Raw genomic sequence first — 20,130 nt, forward strand, 5'->3', positions numbered from 1 at the left:
CAGAATAAACAGGTTATCACCCGCGGATTTTTAAAGTTTTAAATAGATATTCATCTTTTTCAGTAAAATAGCATACCACAGCATGGCGAAGGCCCATAGCAACGAACCACCGACTGCCAACACCATATTACTCGATTGCTTATAGAAAAATAAAGGAATCTGAAATCCCCAACAGATGAAATAAATCAAATCCGGGGCAAGGTAGGTGGTCAGCGAATTCTTACCGGCCTCCTCAAAGACAAATATTCCATTATGGTATTTCCGGATATCTATGAGGTAATAGATAAGTAGCAATAATAGTACACTTATACCGCAACATAGCAGCGCCCAGCTCGGAGTACCATGAATTTTGGACAGTATAAACCAGGAGCGCAGCACAAATCCGCCAGTCAGCCACAGTATGCCAATAACCAGCAGTCGACACAAAAGCATTTTAGGTGCAGTCGCATATCGCCTGATCAGTATACCAATGATTGTCCCGGCCAATACAATGCAAGGAACATTGCCAGACAACAACACATTCAGGTAATTTCCGAGGACCGGAACATGTAATTTGAACGTTGTTTGGGACAGGATATTCAGAACGAGAAACAGCAACCATGCGCATCCCACAACAGCAAGCCGTCCCCTGCTTAATACAAATGTGGCGGCTGCAGCGAAATAGCCCCATCCAATCAAGCCCAGGATTCCCCACCAACCGACTTCCAGACCTTTACCATCAGAGGCTTTAAAACGATAAACCAGGTAGCAGATCCCCAAGATCCCAAGGAAACGTATCCCCTTAAATAAGGCTTGATTTCCCGATTTCGTCGGAAACCTATTCCAAACCATAAATACGCAAAGGTACAATAAACCTGACCACAAAAAATTGGACATCCCTGTCAATGCGGCATCCAGACGGCCTCCATTCAGAATCAAAACACCGATCAGGATCAGGCTCGCCGTACGGATGACAATATGGGAAAAGATAAGCCCCATGGACTCCCCCGTCCTTTCCCGCGCGGCCACGGCATAAGGTACAGCCATTCCCACCATGAAAAGGAATCCCGGAAAAACCCAATCTGCCAATCCCATGCCATCGACATCCGCTTCCGTATGCAGCATCCACTTGGGAACACCAGGAGCGAATAAATCGTTGACAAATAACATAAGAAATAGCGTCATACCACGCATGACATCCATTGAGCGGATTCGAATTGATTGTTTAGGTTGTTGTTGATCCATAATGCTATCGATAAATCCCAAGAAATCAGCTATCACACAGGCCAAACACTCAGTTCCTATGCTATCCCGCATGATCGGCAGCTCCAAAGAATTAAAAACCACAAGATATAGCCATCATAAACTGAGCGTATATCATTTTTCTTGTACTAAGGTTTATATTGAGCAAACAAAAGCTATTTGCTTATCCTAAGATGATAAAATTAAGTCATATTCAAGCGAAAAAAATGTTCAAATTAGTGTAATTTCTGCTCTTATAAGTTGGTAGTTAGATCATATCACAGGTGAATGAGTTTTTTGAATAGCATATTGATGTGATTACCCCTTGCATAAGGCCAATGATAGTCCACCGTTTACACAAAATATTTAAGTATCAATCTGTTTAGCAATTTTGTAGCTTTTCAAAAGACAACCGTGCATTCATCAGGAGGAAAAACTTTGACAAAAAGCATCAACTATACGGTAAAACTGATATTTTTGGATTAAGATCTAAAATAACTTGTAGCATGAGTCAGTTAATATTTCGGGACGCCAGCCGGGCAGACTTACCCCGTATCGTTGCGATATACAATACCACCATTGCATCCAGAATGGTCACAGCTGACACCAGTCCAGTGTCAGCAGAAAGTAGACTGAAATGGTTTGACGAGCATAGTCCGTCAAAAAGACCCCTTTGGTTGGTAGAGGACGAAAATAACAATATCCTAGGCTGGGTGAGTTTTCAATCGTTCTATGGCCGGCCGGCCTACGATGCCACAGTTGAGATCAGCATTTACCTGGATGAACAGCAACGGGGCCGTGGACTGGGTAAACAAATCCTTCAGTATTGTATAGACAAAGCTCCGGCACTCGGAGTACATACCTTATTAGGCTTCATCTTTGCGCATAACGTCCCGAGCATTACACTATTTGAAAAAATGGGATTCCAGGAATGGGCGAATCTCCCAAATATCGCTACGCTGGACGGTGTAGAACGGAGTTTAAAAATATTGGGTAAAAGGGTAAGTTAAGTCACACAATTGGCTTTCAAGAGAAAAATCATTAGCTTTAAGTAATTATTTTATACGCTTAAAGCCACAGGTATGACTCCACGATCACACACATTGCTATTGTCGTTTCTATCTATATTCTTTTGGATCAATCCAGCCTCAGCGCAAAATCCAGAGCGGACCAAGACCATCATGATCCCTGCAGATTCTGCCTATACAAAAATTGTACAGGCTCTCCATGAAAGCGGCTATTATATTGATAAATTAGACCGTTCTTCAGGTTTTATACAGACAAGTGCATACAACAAAAACACAGGATTATTTAGTAATGAAGGCGATACAAAAATTTCCAATTTTTTGGTTAGTCCCTTATCCGATAGAACAGCTAAAATTGTCCTCAATATATTCCTGATCGAACGCCGTAGAGGCGGAAGCTTTGATTCTCCCAATTATTACGACGAAAATAAAGGTATCATTCGAGATGATAAGATTTACCAGCAGATCTGGAACAAAATTTTACCATTATTACAATAAAACTTTTAAAACAAAAGAAAGCCTGTCAAAATTATGTTGACAGGCTTTCTTTAATCCGATCGTACAAATAGTTTATTTGATTACTCAATTTCGACTTTTAATCCTTCTTGCCAATCTTTTAGTTCTTCGGTATAATATAAATAGCCCGAAGATGCGGCGCCCTGATATTTTCCCGGTACCTGGGCTTTGAGGTCTATGGACAGCTCTTTAGCTTCTTTGGCGTCAATTCCGCGCCAATATAACACCAGGTAATTCTCAAAAATTTCATAGTAATCCACAAAACCTTTTTCCATTAAATCCCTCAATTGCTGTGGTTCGGGAGTTAGTCCCCCTGGAATACCGATCTTCGCCAATGGCATAGAAGCCGCCTTATCCCGTGTATTGTATAGCCGTACCTTGAGTACTGTATTATCGCCCATACGAATGCGATTGCTGGATAATGATGTCGAAAGATCCAATACGCGATCCCTAGCGCTTGGCGGCACCGTTGTCATATAATTAAACCGGTAGGAAGCCACAGCATAATCCATGTTTTCCAAGCGGATGGAGATTTGATGCTTTCCTGCAGGCAGCTCTGTCAAAAATAGTCTGCTCAGCGAATCAGCCTGGAGTGTGGTATCGCGGATCAGTAGTTGACCGTCCAGCCATAGCTCCATCTTTTTTCCTTTTTTCGCGCGCATATCCTGATCAAACAGTTGATAATATCCTGTTGCAGCTTTCAAGGCGAGTCCCGTTGCCTGGGTTGAACCATAGTAGCCCCGATCTGCAGATTTTACAAGTGCATCCATACAAGCGGTCAATTCCTGGGATGCTTTGTTTTCCAATTGAAAAACGAGAGCGATCCAGGCCAGCGTTTCATTTCGCAACGAGCGTCCATCCGAATTCGTAATACTTCCTTCGGCCAAGCCTTTCTTATCTTCAATTACCATGGGAAGCAGTTCCTTTATGCGTAATTTCAGGCTTTCCAATTGCTCTGCTTTATTGAGATTTTTTGCGGTAAGCGCTATTATTGCCATACGATAAGGATCTTTTGACCCCAGGACTTCCTGATAAGCCTTTTGAAACTCCAGCTCGATCTCCGCCCCTACACCTGCAACGCTTAACGCATAAGTGATATAAGCATTATTTATCAATTCACGATTCCCCGAAAAAGCGTACCTTCCCGCTCCCTGATGGTATCCACCCCGACCATCTTTTTTTGATAAAAGCCAGTTCTGAGTACGTTCGATCATCTTTTGATCTACAGCGATAAATGGCTTCATTTCCATAAATTCAATTAAACCAAAAGCTGAAAGCACCTCATGTGCCGGCGGTTTTCCATACCAATCAAAGCCCCCTCCTTTGATTTCGTAGGCCGCTAATTTTTTATAACCACTAGTCAAAAACTCTTGTGTTTTGCGTTGCAAGGATTCATCCCCCCTAATTTGCTGAAGGAGGGAAAGTGCATATATATTGGGATAGACGGATGAAGAAACCTGCTCGAAACAACCGTATGGCTCACGTACAATGCGTTCCAGTCCCTGCGTAATCTGCTTCAATGGATTGAGATATAGCTCCACCGAAAGACGTTGCGAACCCTTGATTGCATTTTTAAGTTCAAATTCATATTCCAGATATTTAGATGTTGAATGCCCGAACTCCACAGGAAATCCTTTATTAAACAATTTGATATCCTTTATAATTCCCAGTACCGTGGAATCGCTACGGATAGAAAAACGGATCTTGTCTTTTTCATTCGAAGGCTGCTTTACTTCAAGTGGTACAAGCAGCGGGCTTTGTTCCTGTGCCCCTATTTTTGTAGCGTTAACCTCAGATTTCCATTCAAGGTTGTTTCCAATCAAGTCGACCCGGCTACTGACGGATAGCGGCTCCTTCCTTGTATTATCAACCAGTAATTGCGCATTGATCAAATCTCCCTGAGAAGCATACAAAGGCAGTTTGACGTCTAAGCCTATTTCGTCTTTCACTTGATATGTTGTCTGTTGACTACGTCCTATTAGACCATTTTTACCAACCCCTTCCGTTATGATCCGATAAGAAGTATGCTCATCCGCATTGGGAAAGGTAATCTGGGCTCGCCCTTCGACATCGGTCTCGATATGATAATTCCAATAGATATTATCCCGAAAATCATCTTTGATCAAGGCCTGTCTGTTTTTATACTTGGGTACATAAAACTCCTGTGGCTGATCAAAACGAACCTTTCGAAATACCGTGTTCAAGGCCAGGTATTTTTGCCCCCCGACAAGATGGCTATTGCTAAAAAGGCTCCGAGCATCTCCCTCAATCCCTTTCCCGCCTTTCGTTGTGATAAGAATCACACCGTTGGCTCCACGGGCACCGTAAATAGCTGTTGCCGATGCATCTTTTAATATCGAAATACTTTGGATCAATTCAGGTGGAAATCCAGCAAAATTCGTCATATTGGCTTCGTTATAGGCTACCCCATCCACAACAAAAAGAGGACCACCGGTGCCACCAATGGAGTTCATCCCACGAATTACAACTGGCGCATTTGACCTTTCAGCCAAAGGGCTGACAATCACTCCAGCGACCTTGCCCGATAAGGCCGAGATTAAATTCGCTTGTGCATAGAGATCGCTGCTACTGATCGCCATTGTTGACCCCGTCACTGTTGTCTTTCGATCTACATTATAGCCGAGGACAACCAGTTCTTCCAGGATCGCATCCCCATCAGGTGCCTGTGGCTCCATTTCTATTTTCGGCGGAAGGGACATTTCATCATTGATGTGTTGGACCAATGGAGTCGTCTCCAATTTCACCAAAACAGGATCAGTCGCCTGCCGCTTTTGCCTTACTGAAACCGCGACTTCATCTTGAGATGCAGCAACATAATAAAACTCATTTTTCCGATGTGTCGGGATATAGATTCGCCAGAAATCACACGGGATAGTGCGAATTGCAAAACGCCCTTGTTTATCCGGAGTTACCGTGTACAACAAGCTATCTGCAACGACATACATTTTTGAAGAATATGCCGTATTTTGTCCCTTGCCCTGTCTATAGACTACTCCCTTGAGCATATTATTCGGCTGTGTCTTGACCACCGTAAGCTCTTCGTTGCTCAACACCTTATCCCAGGTATAATTTCGCCAGCCCTGTGTCAGCATAAGCATATCAAGGGCTTGTGTACGTTTGTCTTTGCTTGGATCAAAATAGAAGGCGGGTTGATAGATTTCGCCTTGCACTGCGGCGCCCAGCCACATCCAAGAGCGTATATCATGCTGTTTATCGTTCAGATAACTTAAAACCTTATCATCGACAACACTCAGTGATATCGCTGCCGGCACAGATTTACCCCTAGCATCCTGAGTCTCAATCGTCAGCTTCACATCCTCACGAGTCTTATAGATCGCTTTATCGCTCGTTACATGAATCTGTAGTCCATCGTTCATCGTATTAAAGAATAACCGTTCGCTCAAGATTTGCCTACCCTGCAAAATAGAGATACTTAGTACCCCCTGTGGTAAGCCTTCTTTTGATAACCTGAGCGAATTTGTCCCCTTAGTTACTGTCATCTCGCCTGTACGAAAGATTTTGTCCTCCTTCCGAATAAAATACCCCACTCGGCTGTCCATACTACTGATGACCCGCAAGCTCAATTCATTTTTTGATTGCTCTTCCAGTTGCACCTTTATACCGCTGTTTTTCATCGTAGGCAGCGCAATGGGCTTATTGGTACGATAAGGCTTTTCCAATTGCGCATAATAGGTTCGCCCTCTTTTAGGGATGAATGAAAACTTTCCCATACCTTGATGAAAGGAGGAAAAATTGCAGATCTTATTCCCCCCATCGTCATAGATGGCCCCCGCGATATCAGCCGGAAATCCCTCTGCATTCAAAGCTTTAAATGCCACCACGTTAGAAAAGTCTTCCAGAAGATAGCCACCTTCAGGCATAAATTTAAGATCGATATCTTCGAGAATAATAGGGACATTCCTAGATATCGACTCAATCAGCTGCTGATGTACAAAACGGACATTCAAGCTCACATGTTTATTTTCCAAAACTGCCGGCAATGCAAATGTTATTTGGGATTTACCTAAATGGTCAGTCTTAGCCACCTGTGAAAGATACAACTGACCACCGATACTCACTTCATAAGCAAAAGACTGATTTGAAAGTGGGTGATTCCCCAGGTCTTTAATCACAAAATCTGCAGCGACAGTTTCTCCTTTTCCGTAAGATTCCTTTTCAAGTTCCAACTGCATGATGAGCCGTGGTGGATTAGTCCGCATGACAGTGATATCTTTCTCATAAGCGAGATTTGGGAAATTGACCATCCAAGGAGTCTGCACTTTCAATTTATAAATACCTCCTGCAAGCTGTCTCCCCAATTGGAGACTTCCTTTGGCATAAATTGCATTTGCGGCAAATTGCTTATGTTGAATGACCTGTCCATTTGGTGCAATCAAGTCTACAATAACAAGATCACTCCGATCGGATTCACCGAAGTCAGTATTACAGAGATAAGTTGTAAAATAAATTGTCTCTCCCGGCGCAAAAATCGTCTTATTTGTATGTGCATATACACGTTCCAAAGGCAGAAAACCTGCGTACTCCGTTATTTTATTTTGGACTACCTGTGCCTGACCAAAAACACTAACTGTAAATAACACATATGTTATTGTAAAAAAACAACTCAAAAAAGATCCGATATAATTTTTCAGGTTATAGTGCTTTCTCTTTTTGCTTAGCCGCGATCTGGTCTCAAACACAGATCCTTTATCCAGCCTTTTTCCCTTAGCATTTATATTGTCGTTAATCATGGCATCTAGGTTAAAAATTCAGTACAACGTTAAAACCAAAAGTCCTCATCAATGGTGAGTTAAAGTAATCCAAGCCCACGGCATTACTCTGCCCTAAGAGGGATGCCCCGGGATAATTCCCTTTATATCTACTCCAATACATCAGGTTCTCCGCATAAAGCGTCAGATCAATTTTGTTGAGATATGGCCAGGATATATCAAAACTACGTGAGAGATTTATTCTGGAAAGACGTAGGTAACTTGCGTCTTCGATAACATCTTCTGCCACTCCTGATAGACCGTAACGCACCCACCTATTATTTTCAATACCCGCTGCTGGATCATAATAGTCTACCAATTTATTATTTCTATTTCCCTGTGCGTCAATCCCCGGAAATAATTGATCTTTTAACAATCGTCCGGAGGCGGTTTCTAACGAGCGCCCCATATAATTGAGCATTTGTCGTGTTCCATTCCAGACTTTACCTCCCCTGCTCCATTCGAGATCAATATCGAAACGGATTCCCCTATATTGCAATGTATTGCCAAAGATCAAAGCAAAATCGGGATTTGGGTTTCCCAGAATCTTTTGCTCAGGGGCCACAATAGGATAGCCATCTCCATCAATCTGTAGCTGGCCGTCAGCGGTACGCGCATATGCTGTTCCCATAATCACGCCGACTGGTTGTCCAACAATATAGTTTTTACTGATCTCCTGCATACCAGCTATCTGGATACGATCAGCTTCCAAATGGATTTTATCTACCTTATTGATATAGCGGTGAAAATCCAGTCTTGGATACCAGTTCAACGGGCTATTGAAGATTCCAAACTGAGAAGAAATGGCCATCCGAAATCCCTTTTGTTGATAATCAACCGCATTGTTCAAGCGATATTGATTGTCTTGCCAAATTGGGGCATAACCGTTCTTCACATAAAATTGATAAAAATTCCCTTCAAGGCTCCACCCATGTCGTTTTAGAGAAGCACCGAACTCATAATTAACTTTCCGTTGCAATTTATCCACAGGATCCCGCAATAGCAATTCGTCCATGGGTAGGAAGGATTGAAAATCCTTGATGGAATATCGCATCAGACCAAATTGTATATCATTATTGATCTGATTGGGTTCAAGATGTGAAAGATTGAATTGCCCCCATACATTAGCGATAATATCTCCCCGGTCAAACAAATCAAAATCAAACCTTCTTTCCACTTGGCCAACAAAATTGAAGACTGTCTTATTTTTGCTTTTGTTGCTTACCAACATACTCGGCAATAGGTCAAAGGTCCAGTTGTTATTGTAACCACCAAATTCCTTCGCTACCAGTCCGGCCTGGAATTCCGAAGACCGATGTAGCAAAGAGACCGGCGCAAAACTCGCTACAGAACGGTTTAAAGACATCCATTGGTTTTTGTACCAGAAATTCCCCTGTAAATACAACTTTTTGCCTGCCGCCAAATAATACTTACCCTGTATATTCGTATCAAACAATTTTGTTTTTAATTTACGGTTGACAAATATATCCCGGTCCCCTTCGTCCATGTTTCCAACAAGGCCATAGTTTAATGTATTTTGTTGGTATTGATAACTGAGCTGTGCCCCCCAAAAAAAACGGTTATGATCCCAATCATATTTCAGTGTACCTAGATATTTCTGATTGAATTGATTATCGCGATTATTTTTTAATAAAAACCAGGGATTGGTATATACAGTTGAAATATTAGCATTCGGTTGTGATTTAGCATCAAAATTTACTGGCGATAGATAAGCTCCCATGAGTACATTAGCGTAGTTATTACCTATCATAGGCATTTTTTCATCGGATTGATTGAATTTATTCAAAACCTGGAGCCGATGTCCTATTCCAAATTGACGGGAATAATTTAGCTGCGCCCCCCAGGAATTAGTTTTGTTCGGATCAAATACCCCCTGCTTCTTGCTATATTCGACTTCTCCATAGAATTTTCCCAGGCCATCTTGCTTATAGGTCATATCCAGTGTCGTGGAGGCTTGATATCCGCTCCGATAGATATTTTTGTTATTGTAAACTGTAGGTAGGTCTGTCTGGGCGACCAAAGGTCCCCAGCTATAAGGAACATCTTTCGAAGCCACCAATTGCCCACTCAGCGCATGCCCCTGTACATAATCCCTTTGTAATTTTACACGATCATCCGCTTTATTGATAGATCCACCAAGTGTCAGATTGATATCTAGTAATCCATACCCCGGCTTTGGGTTCTGATAGATATACACTCGATTTTTGTTCTCACTCATGCTATAGTAAGAACCGCCATTATTTCTCAAAACGACAGGTCTGGAGGAGCTTCTGGCGATCGAGGTATCCATTGGAAACAAATTCACGTCGGTATGTTGTTCTCTTGCCGCCACAAGCTCCACAAGATAACCTCCGGACTTATCAAAGGGATCCGATCGAAACTCATATAACTGGTAAGCCTTAGGTAACTGAACTGGATATTTCCATAACTGTATTTTATCACGGTCATTGAGATCCATTCCAAATACACCATTGATATCAGTGTGTATCACCTTGCCTTTATGTAATCCGGCATTCAGTTCGTCAAAACTGGATACGACATTGTCGGCAACACGAATCACTGCAGCATCTTTCAATGGCCTTCCGACGGCGTCTGTAATCTTACCTTCGTAACGTTGTACCTGACCAAATAGCGTCTGAGCAGCACAGATAAATAAACACAAAGAGGTATATTTTATCATCTTTTCAAGTAATAATTTGAACAGGGATGCAGCAAGCAACGGAATTCCATAACGCATATTATTTTTTTTGAGACTTTTTACAGAACTCGGTTAACTATCTTTTCGGATAAAAATAAAATTAAAAAACAATAAATTTATATTATTTTGGTAGTGAACTATCCTTGTGATCGTTCACTTTATTAAATTGAACGGAGACCATGCGTATAACCCAAAGGACCAAACGTTATTCATTGCTAACCTTGCTTATTCTTTTAGTGGTTATTGCATTCCCCATTATCCATCTCCTCAGAACCAAATGGAGAGAAACAGATAATCACAGGGTGCTTCCTGCTCGGCATGTGGATGATGCTAGCGCGCTTAACCTGACCAAAGTCGATACCATCATTGCTATACCAAAAGACAGGTCGGCAATTGAAAATCAATTGCGGCAAATTCTGCATTATGCAAATACCGAGGGGTTAAAAATAGCGTTGGCTGGAGCCCGTCACAGTATGGGCGGGCATACAATGTATCCCGGTGGTATAGTGATCAATATGCTCCCTTATAACCACATGCAGCTTGACACAGTAAACAATATACTGAGCATAGGATCAGGTGCACTTTGGTCGGATGCCATTCACTATTTAGACCATTATGGTAAATCAATTGCTGTGATGCAAGCTTTTAGTTCATTTTCTGTTGGCGGATCACTGAGTGTCAATGGACATGGATGGCAAAAGAATTCGCCGCCCTTAGCTTCCAGCGTACTTTCATTTACACTAATGAATGCCCGAGGTCAGGTACTCCTCTGCAGCCGCGACGAGAACACGGAACTGTTTCATCATGTGCTTGGTGGCTATGGTCTATTTGGTATTATACTCGATGTAAAGCTCAAAGTTGTCGATAATCAGTCCCTAAAATATCATTACGTCAACTTAGCTCCAGAAAATTATACGAAGTATTATAAAAAATATATTCTTGACAATCCGAAAGTAGATCTGGTTTTTGGGCGATTACGCGTTTCCAAAAAACATTTTCTAGCGGAGGCGACACTCAATTATTTTGAACAGACAGAAGAACCGCCGATACAGCTTTTCCGACAGGAAAAGAAAATTGAAGAAACCAAAAGACTGATATTTAGGGGTAGTGTCAATAGCGAATATGGAAAGCGGCTCCGCTGGGATCTTGAAACATCTTCGGCCATTCCTGCACGGCATCTCACATTTACCCGAAATGAGATCATGGATAGCCAAGTCTCCTTAATCGAAAACAAAGATACCACATCGACAGATCTGCTCCACGAATACTTTATTCCTGAACGAAATTTCATGAATTTCATTCAGGACATAAAACCTATTTTATTAAAATCGAAACTGGATCTGCTGAACATTACCATCCGCGCCGTCAATCGGGACCATGACGCTTATTTAAATTATGCGCGGGAAGATGTATTTGGTTTTGTGCTCTTGTTCAATCAGAAAAAAACAGCCCTGCAAGAGACTGATATGCATAGCCTCACGAATCTTCTGGTAGATGCAGCCATTAAAAACGAGGGGACATACTATCTCCCCTATCGCCTACATATCGCAAAAGACAAAATGAGAAAAGTCTATCCGCAAGCATGCAGTTTTTTCAGAACTAAAATAAAATACGATCCTTCGGAACTCTTCAACAACAAGTTTTATAGACACTACAAATAATCCAGGAGACCTGACCAATTATATTGAAATGGTCAGCAGCGGAACATCCAGGCCTGAGGCCATCATACGCGTTTTGCTCCGATGCGTCAGTGAGTTCCAGAAACCATATTTATAGGGAATCATGACCAAAAGATCAGTATTACTTTCTTTAACTTCGTCACGAATGGCTTTGACCACCTCATTAGACGTTACATTTTTATAGTAGTAGCTGACAATGCCCATGACGTCTCCGATTGCCGCCCGGGTTTCATTTCCCTTTTCTTCATTTAGCTGCTCAACGGTTTTACGGATATTAAGCACTTCCAATACGGCATTAAAGTCAGTTGCGAAATCTTTCACCTTTTCAAGAATCTCTTTTTGCACCCCGCGTACGATGTCGCAGGCGAAGAGGATATGCTTAAGCCCGCTAAATTGTGCCCCAAGTGGAACAGATAGAATAGGAATTTTTAGTTTACTGATGGCAGACGTAGTAGTATTACCCAACATATCCTGGTCAAACGAGCGTTTGGCCATACCCATGACCAATAGGTCGGCACCCGTCTCCTGAATGCATTTTGTAATCTGATCGTAGAATAAACCCGTTGCCAGATAAGGAACAGCAGGCACCCCACTTTGCCGCGTGATACCCTCCGCTTTATCGGTTAAAACCTTGTTTTGATGTTCAAAAATTTTGAACATGGAATCGGGAGAAAGACGTGCGTTCATCGCATGTATTGAAGGGTTCTGCAGGGAGAACAAGATGATCTCATATTTTTTACCAGCAAAAACTTCGAGTATAAACTTTAGGGCATGTTCTGCCTCTTCAGCATAGTCTGTAGCAACAATAATCCGTTTCATATTTTCCGTTTTAATACGATTAAAAAATCCCTTTTTAATCCACTCAAGTTAACGAAAAATAATAAATCTATCAACCGGACAATTGTCTCAGCATCGTCAATTTTCTCCCGATTAACGGCTATTTAGAATAGCTGGCCTTTACAAAAGGAGCCTTTTTCAGGTAGTCTATACTTTGCTCAAGACCTGTGTAAATATCATTATGTGTTTCTTCCAATTCAACAAACAAGTATTTCAGTCCACCTGTTTTGACATTGTTAAAGATCGCATCAAATCCGACCATTCCGCTTTGACCGATTTCACGGTGGTCTTTAATATGTAAAGCCTTAAATCTACCCGCATATTTGTTGAAGTAATCAACCGGACTGACATCACCGATTACTGCCCAGTAGACATCCATTTCGAAAAATACATTTTCGGGATTGGTATGCTCCAGCATGTAATCGTACATTACTTTATCCTCAACCTTTTTGAATTCATGAGCGTGGTTGTGGTATCCATAAAGCAATCCCTGCTCACGGCATTTTGCCCCCACAGCATCCAGATAACGGCATTGTGTTTCTAAGTCTTTGAGTGTCTTAGGCACATCCATCCAAGGTGTCACAATATATTTCATTCCAGCGGCCTTGTGGGCAGCGATACATTGGTCCCACCATTTCAAGGATTCGGAGAAATCTCCAGAGGCAAGCTCCTGCGCAGACAATGTTTTGGTTGCATGGGAAGAAAGGACCTTCATCCCTGCTTTTTCTACCTTGGCTTTAAATTCCTGCGGGCTCAGATTGTATAGTTTGCCGGCATTATAACCTGCAGCTTCTACGCCCGTATACCCAAGTGCAGCGATCTTTTGTAAAATTTGATCGAAATTTGGGTTCTTGCTAATTTCTTCACGTACGGAGTACAACTGTAGACCAATTTCTTTCTTTGCGGCTTTCTGTTGCGCAAAAGTCGGATTGATGGCCAATAGCATACAGCCAGCCATGAATGATCCGATAAGCGTTCTTCTTTTCATGTGTTTTATTTATTACCGACCTATCCAACACGAAAGTTATGGTAAACATACGTTTACGGGTTGTTTAGGTTTATTCGTGTTAAGTGCAGTTGCAATGTATGCAAATACTCTAAAAAACGCAACGCTTTTGGACTTTTATTTATTCACACCGCCTGTTTTCTATAGCAAGAGGAATCTTTTTTCTTCCAAAAAATTGAACATATTAAACGATTTACCCACCAAACATGTTCTATGCATAGGACAACACAAAAAAAGATGGAAAATCAATTCAATACTCCAGAGCATAGCCAGGACAAGCCGGAGGAAAAATTACCTGATGTAGCCGTTGAAGAAAAAGACGATGCACCTGCAGGCCGCAATATCAAACGCACATTAATCATTGCCGTTTGTGTGCTGATTGTATTTTATTTGATCTATTATTTTATGAGTGCAGATTAAAGGTGAGTGCACGTTTTTTGTGTACCGTCTTAGCTTTATATTTTATCTTCTTGATAAAATTGTAATAATTCTAATTGCACAATTAGAATGCATGGATACCAGCTGGCATCAAAGGAGCTTACCCGAGCCAAAGTTTGCTTAGCCACTTATGCGCTAGATCCTTACATTACATGTATACTCTTGTGCAACCTACCCCAGCTTCGGCGAAATTGACGGATTCGATGGAATGCCGGAGCTGGGCAAGTCGACTTATTTCTATTGCTTTTCATTGGTATGTACCGGTTTATCCCGGAACAACAGATATAGGGAAATTTTGCAATTTTTAAAATGCGCTAACCAAAAAGAAAACATCACTTCAACAACATATCACTAAAAGAACAGATATTTAAAATTGAAATACCAAATATTCTCTAAATATCATATTACAACGAATATAAAAAAGAAAAATATAACTGCAAATTTTTAAACAAAATTTTAATAATATTATTGCGCAAATTATCATTCAATTCGTTGCATGACGGATAACGATAGAGGAAAACTTCAAGCTATAGGGCTACGGTTTCGTGCAAAACGGCATGAGCTTTATTATTCCTTACGGGATGTGTCAAACCTGACTGGAATTTCTACAGGTACACTTAATGGAATAGAAAAGGGAAAAGACCTTACCCTAACGAACTTTTTGTTATTATGTCAAAGTCTCCAGATCCAGCCCAAAACTTTCTTTGAAAAAGATATCGAATTCAAGCCTCCTTATTCCCTACCTCCCGATGTACAGGAAAGAATTGCCCTTAGCAAAAAGTTGGACGATCTGGTTTATCATTCCAGTTTCTTTCATACGCCTAAGCGCGTGGCAGAGGTTCTAGATGAATTGGGCGTGGATAAAAGCCAAAGCAACAAGTTCTCCGTGCATCTTTCCGCTTACTGCGAGGAGGGTGCACTGGAATATAAACAACGGGGTAATTTTAAGGAATATCGAAAAAAAAGCAGCACTACGTCGAAACCTTCCGAAAACGGTTAGCCCTTTTGAAAGTGCCTGGATCATTAAATCGAACACCGTACTTCCGTAGCACTTCCTGAGCTTTCTTACGCCCGATATGACGTACATAGAAAGTTTCATTGACGACAAAATGATGAATGCTGCGTGTCCAGCAAAAAAAGAAATAGAACAGTTGCATCGGGTAAGTCCACCAGATATTGAGCACCTGCGTCTGCTCAATCACATTCCCCTCTTTCACATCACCGAAATAATGCATATTGGAAGGAATAAAATGCAAACAGAATTGGCGTAATAAATTAGGCAACAGAATAGTATAGATAACCACATTTAGACTTATCAACATGTTATCCACACCCTGTGGAAAACCTACTACCAAAACATAACGTCCATTTAACCAATCCAATAGAGCGCCAGCAAAGAAGAAATATAGAACCACATGTGCAAAAATAGTGACTGGTACAATACTCAGAAACATGATCCGTTTCAATTTTGATGAAGTTTCGATTTTCAGGCTTCCATTCTCGACCTCCCGGTCCATATCACTGAACATACGATGCAAACGAAATAGACCGCCCAAAACAACATCTGGCGTTGTCAACAGGCGTTTGATCGCCCCCAGGCTCGCCATTGGTCACTTTACATCGCCGCCCTTTTTATTAGAATAGGGATGGCTATAAGATATTTTTCACATTACTAAAAAAAACTGTAACATAATTCCCGATGCGAATACTAATTTGAAAAATAAACATATTAAACTAGACAATTATGGAAAAGAGATCTATTTACAACTGGAAAAGCAATTTATTAGGGAATAAATCAAAGTTATATAACAATGATAGCCTGATCGGCTCGTTGGAATCCAATGATTGGACACTAGATGCCAATGTTTCTATTCGCTCAGATCAATATAGTTTTAAAAACAAAGGACTTTTCAACCCATATACTGAAATACGCAATAAACATGGTGAACTGATCGGTGACATCGAATACAACAACTGGACCGGTGGAGCGACCATTAGCCTCATTGACAGGAAATACAAATGGAGCCCGCGAAATATGTGGATGTCAGCCTGGAAAATCGAAAACGAACAGGGCCAAATTGCTGAAGTAAGTCCCTCCGCTATGGGAAATAGTGGAACAATAGCGAGTGCGGAAAACAATGAGCTATTACTATCCATCAGTCTTTATCTCCAAAAAAGAACAGCTGTCATGTATTCCTTGGTCGCACTGATCCCAGTCTTCGCAGTACTCTTATTTTAAAACATCCTGTAGAAATTCATTATGATATAATAACACAAAAACAGGCTTATGCCTGTTTTTTTTGCACGATCCACATCTCCTCCTCCCGTCCAACATCAAACCCTATTGTATATCTTTCTTCATTTTTCGTGTCCGCTTACCCTTTTTTGTTAAAAAGTTCATAAAAAAGTGATCGTTTTTCCGCCAAAGGGACTCAGGAGTGCAATGGGCAGATAGCAGAAAATATATTTACAAAATATGACTTCACAATAAGATAACATAACGCTAACACAAAATCATTCTTCTTCTGTTTAACTTAGTAAGAATGAATAACATGACTTTCCATCGTCTTATTTCTACTGTACTTTTAAGTTTCAGTATCCTCTTATGCGCCTGTGGCAATAATGACCATACCATCAAGATGAAAGGTTCCGATACCGAGGTCAACCTTGCTGTTAATCTTGCCGAAGCATATAACAAGACGGATCCAACCTTCAGTATAGCCATCTCCGGCGGCGGCTCAGGTTTGGGTATTACTTCACTTTTGAATGGACAGGCAGATATTGCCAACTCCTCACGCCCGCTTACCGACGAAGAGAAGACACTCTTTCAAAAGAAAGATATACGGCTGAAAACTGTTGTTTTTGCCGAAGATGCTACCGCTTTCGTTGTTCATAGCGACAATCCGATCACGGAAATCGATGTAAAAACACTTTCAAAAATCATGAGTGGACAGGTTGAAAACTGGAAATCAATTTCTGGACAGGATGTCCCGATCAATATCTATGGTAGACAGAGCAGTTCGGGAACTTATTCATTTATTCGCAAGAAGCTAAAAATAGCCTATAGCCAAAAGGCCAAAGAAATGACCGGTAATGCACAGATACTGGAAGCCATCAAAATCGACAAGTCAGGTATCGGTTATGTCGGTGCCGGTTATATTTCCAAAAAGATTCAGGACAACAAAGGAATCAAGGTATTGAAAATCAAAAATGAAGTAGATTCCAATGCCATTTCCCCCTTAGATCCGACAGCTATAAAAAATAGGTTGTACTTTTTCCAACGGCCCCTCTATCAGTTTATTCCTGAAAAATCATGGGACAAGGTCCTGTCATTTATCCAATTCGAGACCAAAGGGGAAGGAACGAAGATTATTGAAAACTCAGGTTATTACCTTATCCAATAAAATAACATGCAGTACAAAAAACGAATAACCATCGATAAGATCGCCAAAATCATATTCAAGTCTACCGGATATTTGGTCCTTGCGCTTCTGGGAGGCATCTTTTTTATGTTGCTCTATAACGCCATTGCCTTCTTTCTGGAAGTTTCACCGCTCGATTTTATTACAGGAAGCCAATGGAATCCCACTGCTGCAGAGCCTGCATACGGTATCCTACCTTTAATTGTGAGCACCTCGATTGTTTCGCTGGGCGCCATGCTAATTGCCATTCCACTTGGTGTGGGAACAGCAGCTTTTATTTCCGAATATGCGAGTCCCAAACTCAAAACAGTTTTAAAACCGACCATAGAGATGCTTGCCGCAATCCCTTCCGTCGTGATCGGTTTTTTGGGAATCGTGCTCGTTGGCCCCGGAATAGCAGATCTGAACAACTTGCCCAATGGACTAAATGCGTTAAATGGTGCGATCCTACTAGCGATTATGGCCCTGCCAACCATCATTACCATTTCCGAAGACGCCATTCATGCGGTACCACAAACCTATCGTGAAGCAAGTTATGGCCTCGGCGCATCGCGTTGGCAGACATTGCGCAAGATTACGATCCCGGCAGCAGCTCCGGGAATCATTGCAGCGGTCATGCTGGGACTGGGAAGAGCGATCGGCGAAACCATGACCGTGCTCATGGCAACTGGCAATGCAGCGATCTTTCCGAAAGGATTTTTTGATTCGGTCAAAACCATTACCGCAACGATCGCCATTGAAATGGGTGAAGTACCTTATCAGACAACACACTATTATGCCTTATTTGCCATAGCGATTGTCTTATTCTTTATGACTTTGGTAGCCAATCTAATTGGTGAATATTTTATTAACCGCTTTAGAAAATATCATGCAGCATAAATTCAAAAAACTGGCGCCGATCGTCGAATGGGGTACACTTCTCCTCTCCACAGGACTAGTCTGCTTTTTTTTATGCGTGATCCTATACGATATCTTTACCAAAGGCTATCACGTGCTTTCCTGGGAATTTGTCTCCAAACTGCCTACCAATGGCATGACACAGGGCGGCATTCTAACCCCAATTATTGGTACTGTATTTCTGACATTGATCACAGCGATCTTCTCCATTCCCTTTGGAATATGTTGTGCCATTTACCTCAACGAATATGCTGAGAACACCTGGCTGACCCGAACGATCCGTGCTTCCATCCGTAATTTATCCGGTGTCCCATCTATTATCTATGGTCTCTTTGGTCTGGCGTTGTTTGTTCAGGCGTTGAATTTCGGAACTTCAATTTTATCAGCTGGACTGACCTTGGGTCTCTTGTCCCTTCCCTATATTATCACAACAACTGAGGAGGCCCTGCTCCGTATCCCCCGGAGCATGCGTGAGGCAGCATTGGCCGTGGGTGCCACCAAATTCGAATCCATCAAAGACGTAGTGCTTCCCGCTTCCTTGCCCGGTATACTGACGGGAATTGTCCTGACACTCTCCAGAGCTGCCGGCGAAACAGCCCCAATTCTCTTTACAGGGGCTGCATTCTATATCACCAATTCCTTTGGCAACATCAATCAGGAGTTTATGGCACTGCCCTATCACCTATATATGTTGTCAACACAACATCAGTCTATCGAAGAGGTCAGACCCATCGCCTACGGTACCGCTTTAGTTCTTATCGTCGTGGTCTTCCTTATGAATTTAACAGCTTTCTATATTCGGTATAAGTTTAGAAATAATGAAAAGTAAATTGGTCGCTGAACATCTCAACCTATGGTTTGGGAGCAAACAGGTGTTGAAGAATATCAATATCGAATTTGAAGAAAATAAAGTTACGGCATTGATCGGGCCATCCGGCTGTGGCAAGAGTACCCTCTTGCGAAGCCTCAACCGGATGCATGACCTCTATCCAGAAGCCCGGATAGAAGGACAGATCAAACTGGATGGCCGCGAGATCTATCAAAAGGATGTGGAGGTCACGGACTTGCGCAAGCGTGTGGGAATGGTATTCCAAAAAGCCAATCCGTTCCCCAAAAGTATTTACGAGAATATCACCTATGGCCTCAAGATCAACAATCTGATTGCTGACAAGGCAACCGTGCAAAAGGCATTGGAAGAAGCATATATCTGGGAAGAGGTCAAAGACGATCTCAAAAAGCCTGCTACCCGGCTTTCCGGCGGACAGCAGCAAAGACTCTGCATCGCCCGCGCGGTAGCCTTGCGCCCCGAAATTATTTTGATGGACGAACCTTGTTCGGCATTAGATCCGGTGAGTACTCTGAAGATTGAGGAACTTATTCACCATTTGAAAAAAAAATATACGATTGTCATCGTCACACATAATATGCAGCAAGCACAGCGTGTGGCCGACAAAACAGTTTTCATGTATCTCGGTGAGATTATCGAGCAGGGGGATACACAGCAGATTTTTAACAACCCACAACACGAAACCACCCGTAATTATATCAGTGGACATTTTGGTTAACCCACTCAGCAACTC

The 20,130-nt window shown here is 41.8% G+C and carries 16 protein-coding genes; 10 read left to right on the forward strand and 6 right to left on the reverse strand.

The window, feature by feature from the left end:
• Positions 1–30 precede the first annotated feature (30 nt).
• Positions 31–1,224, reverse strand: a complete 1,194-nt coding sequence (locus G6053_RS25380; protein WP_165308982.1) for a DUF5009 domain-containing protein — start codon at positions 1,222–1,224, stop codon at positions 31–33.
• A gap of 503 nt (positions 1,225–1,727) precedes the next feature.
• Here G6053_RS25380 and G6053_RS25385 point away from each other — a divergent pair.
• Positions 1,728–2,231, forward strand: a complete 504-nt coding sequence (locus G6053_RS25385) for a GNAT family N-acetyltransferase (RefSeq protein ID WP_165308983.1) — start codon at positions 1,728–1,730, stop codon at positions 2,229–2,231.
• 72 nt (positions 2,232–2,303) lie between these two features.
• Positions 2,304–2,744: a hypothetical protein gene (locus tag G6053_RS25390; protein ID WP_165308984.1), complete on the forward strand. Its 441-nt coding sequence runs from the start codon at positions 2,304–2,306 to the stop codon at positions 2,742–2,744.
• A gap of 80 nt (positions 2,745–2,824) precedes the next feature.
• On the opposite strand, the gene G6053_RS25395 is transcribed toward G6053_RS25390, so the two are convergent.
• The gene (locus G6053_RS25395) at positions 2,825–7,384 is read right to left on the reverse strand and encodes a TonB-dependent receptor plug domain-containing protein (RefSeq protein WP_165308985.1); all 4,560 of its coding nucleotides are present in this window, start codon (positions 7,382–7,384) and stop codon (positions 2,825–2,827) included.
• A 160-nt stretch (positions 7,385–7,544) separates the two neighbouring features.
• The gene (locus G6053_RS25400) at positions 7,545–10,310 is read right to left on the reverse strand and encodes a hypothetical protein (protein ID WP_165308986.1); all 2,766 of its coding nucleotides are present in this window, start codon (positions 10,308–10,310) and stop codon (positions 7,545–7,547) included.
• Between the two features lie 140 nt (positions 10,311–10,450).
• Here G6053_RS25400 and G6053_RS25405 point away from each other — a divergent pair, with 140 nt between their 5' ends.
• Entirely contained in the window at positions 10,451–11,932 is a 1,482-nt protein-coding gene (locus G6053_RS25405) for an FAD-binding oxidoreductase (RefSeq protein WP_165308987.1), read from the forward strand.
• An 18-nt stretch (positions 11,933–11,950) separates the two neighbouring features.
• Here the strand turns inward: G6053_RS25405 and G6053_RS25410 are convergent, their stop codons facing one another.
• Positions 11,951–12,769 (reverse strand): universal stress protein, encoded by an 819-nt coding sequence (locus G6053_RS25410; RefSeq protein WP_165308988.1) that lies wholly within the window; start codon positions 12,767–12,769, stop codon positions 11,951–11,953.
• Between the two features lie 118 nt (positions 12,770–12,887).
• The gene (locus G6053_RS25415) at positions 12,888–13,775 is read right to left on the reverse strand and encodes a sugar phosphate isomerase/epimerase (protein WP_108636866.1); all 888 of its coding nucleotides are present in this window, start codon (positions 13,773–13,775) and stop codon (positions 12,888–12,890) included.
• A gap of 255 nt (positions 13,776–14,030) precedes the next feature.
• On the opposite strand from G6053_RS25415, the gene G6053_RS25420 reads away from it, so the two are divergent.
• Entirely contained in the window at positions 14,031–14,213 is a 183-nt protein-coding gene (locus tag G6053_RS25420) for a hypothetical protein (protein WP_146191154.1), read from the forward strand.
• A 514-nt stretch (positions 14,214–14,727) separates the two neighbouring features.
• Entirely contained in the window at positions 14,728–15,231 is a 504-nt protein-coding gene (locus G6053_RS25425; RefSeq protein WP_108636864.1) for a helix-turn-helix transcriptional regulator, read from the forward strand.
• Here G6053_RS25425 and G6053_RS25430 read toward each other — a convergent pair.
• Positions 15,203–15,838 carry a hypothetical protein gene (locus G6053_RS25430; RefSeq protein ID WP_165308989.1) on the reverse strand — a complete coding sequence of 212 codons (636 nt, stop codon included), beginning with the start codon at positions 15,836–15,838 and terminating at the stop codon, positions 15,203–15,205. The genes G6053_RS25425 and G6053_RS25430 overlap by 29 nt on opposite strands.
• Positions 15,839–15,975: 137 nt before the next feature.
• On the opposite strand from G6053_RS25430, the gene G6053_RS25435 reads away from it, so the two are divergent.
• The 5 genes from G6053_RS25435 (at position 15,976) to pstB (ending at position 20,115) form a co-directional block, all read left to right on the forward strand.
• Entirely contained in the window at positions 15,976–16,470 is a 495-nt protein-coding gene (locus G6053_RS25435; protein ID WP_165308990.1) for a hypothetical protein, read from the forward strand.
• A gap of 304 nt (positions 16,471–16,774) precedes the next feature.
• The gene (locus tag G6053_RS25440) at positions 16,775–17,635 is read left to right on the forward strand and encodes a PstS family phosphate ABC transporter substrate-binding protein (RefSeq protein ID WP_241254836.1); all 861 of its coding nucleotides are present in this window, start codon (positions 16,775–16,777) and stop codon (positions 17,633–17,635) included.
• Positions 17,636–17,641: 6 nt separating this feature from the next.
• A complete protein-coding gene (pstC, locus tag G6053_RS25445) occupies positions 17,642–18,532 on the forward strand; it encodes a phosphate ABC transporter permease subunit PstC (RefSeq protein WP_108636862.1) in 891 nt (296 codons plus the stop codon).
• Complete coding sequence (pstA, locus tag G6053_RS25450) at positions 18,522–19,379, forward strand: phosphate ABC transporter permease PstA (protein WP_108636861.1); 858 nt, start codon at positions 18,522–18,524, stop codon at positions 19,377–19,379. Before pstC ends, pstA begins: the two co-directional genes overlap by 11 nt.
• Positions 19,369–20,115: a phosphate ABC transporter ATP-binding protein PstB gene (gene pstB, locus G6053_RS25455; RefSeq protein ID WP_165308991.1), complete on the forward strand. Its 747-nt coding sequence runs from the start codon at positions 19,369–19,371 to the stop codon at positions 20,113–20,115. Before pstA ends, pstB begins: the two co-directional genes overlap by 11 nt.
• Positions 20,116–20,130: the final 15 nt, after the last annotated feature.

Source organism: Sphingobacterium sp. DR205, assembly GCF_011064245.1.
GTDB classification, from domain to species: Bacteria; Bacteroidota; Bacteroidia; order Sphingobacteriales; family Sphingobacteriaceae; genus Sphingobacterium; species Sphingobacterium athyrii.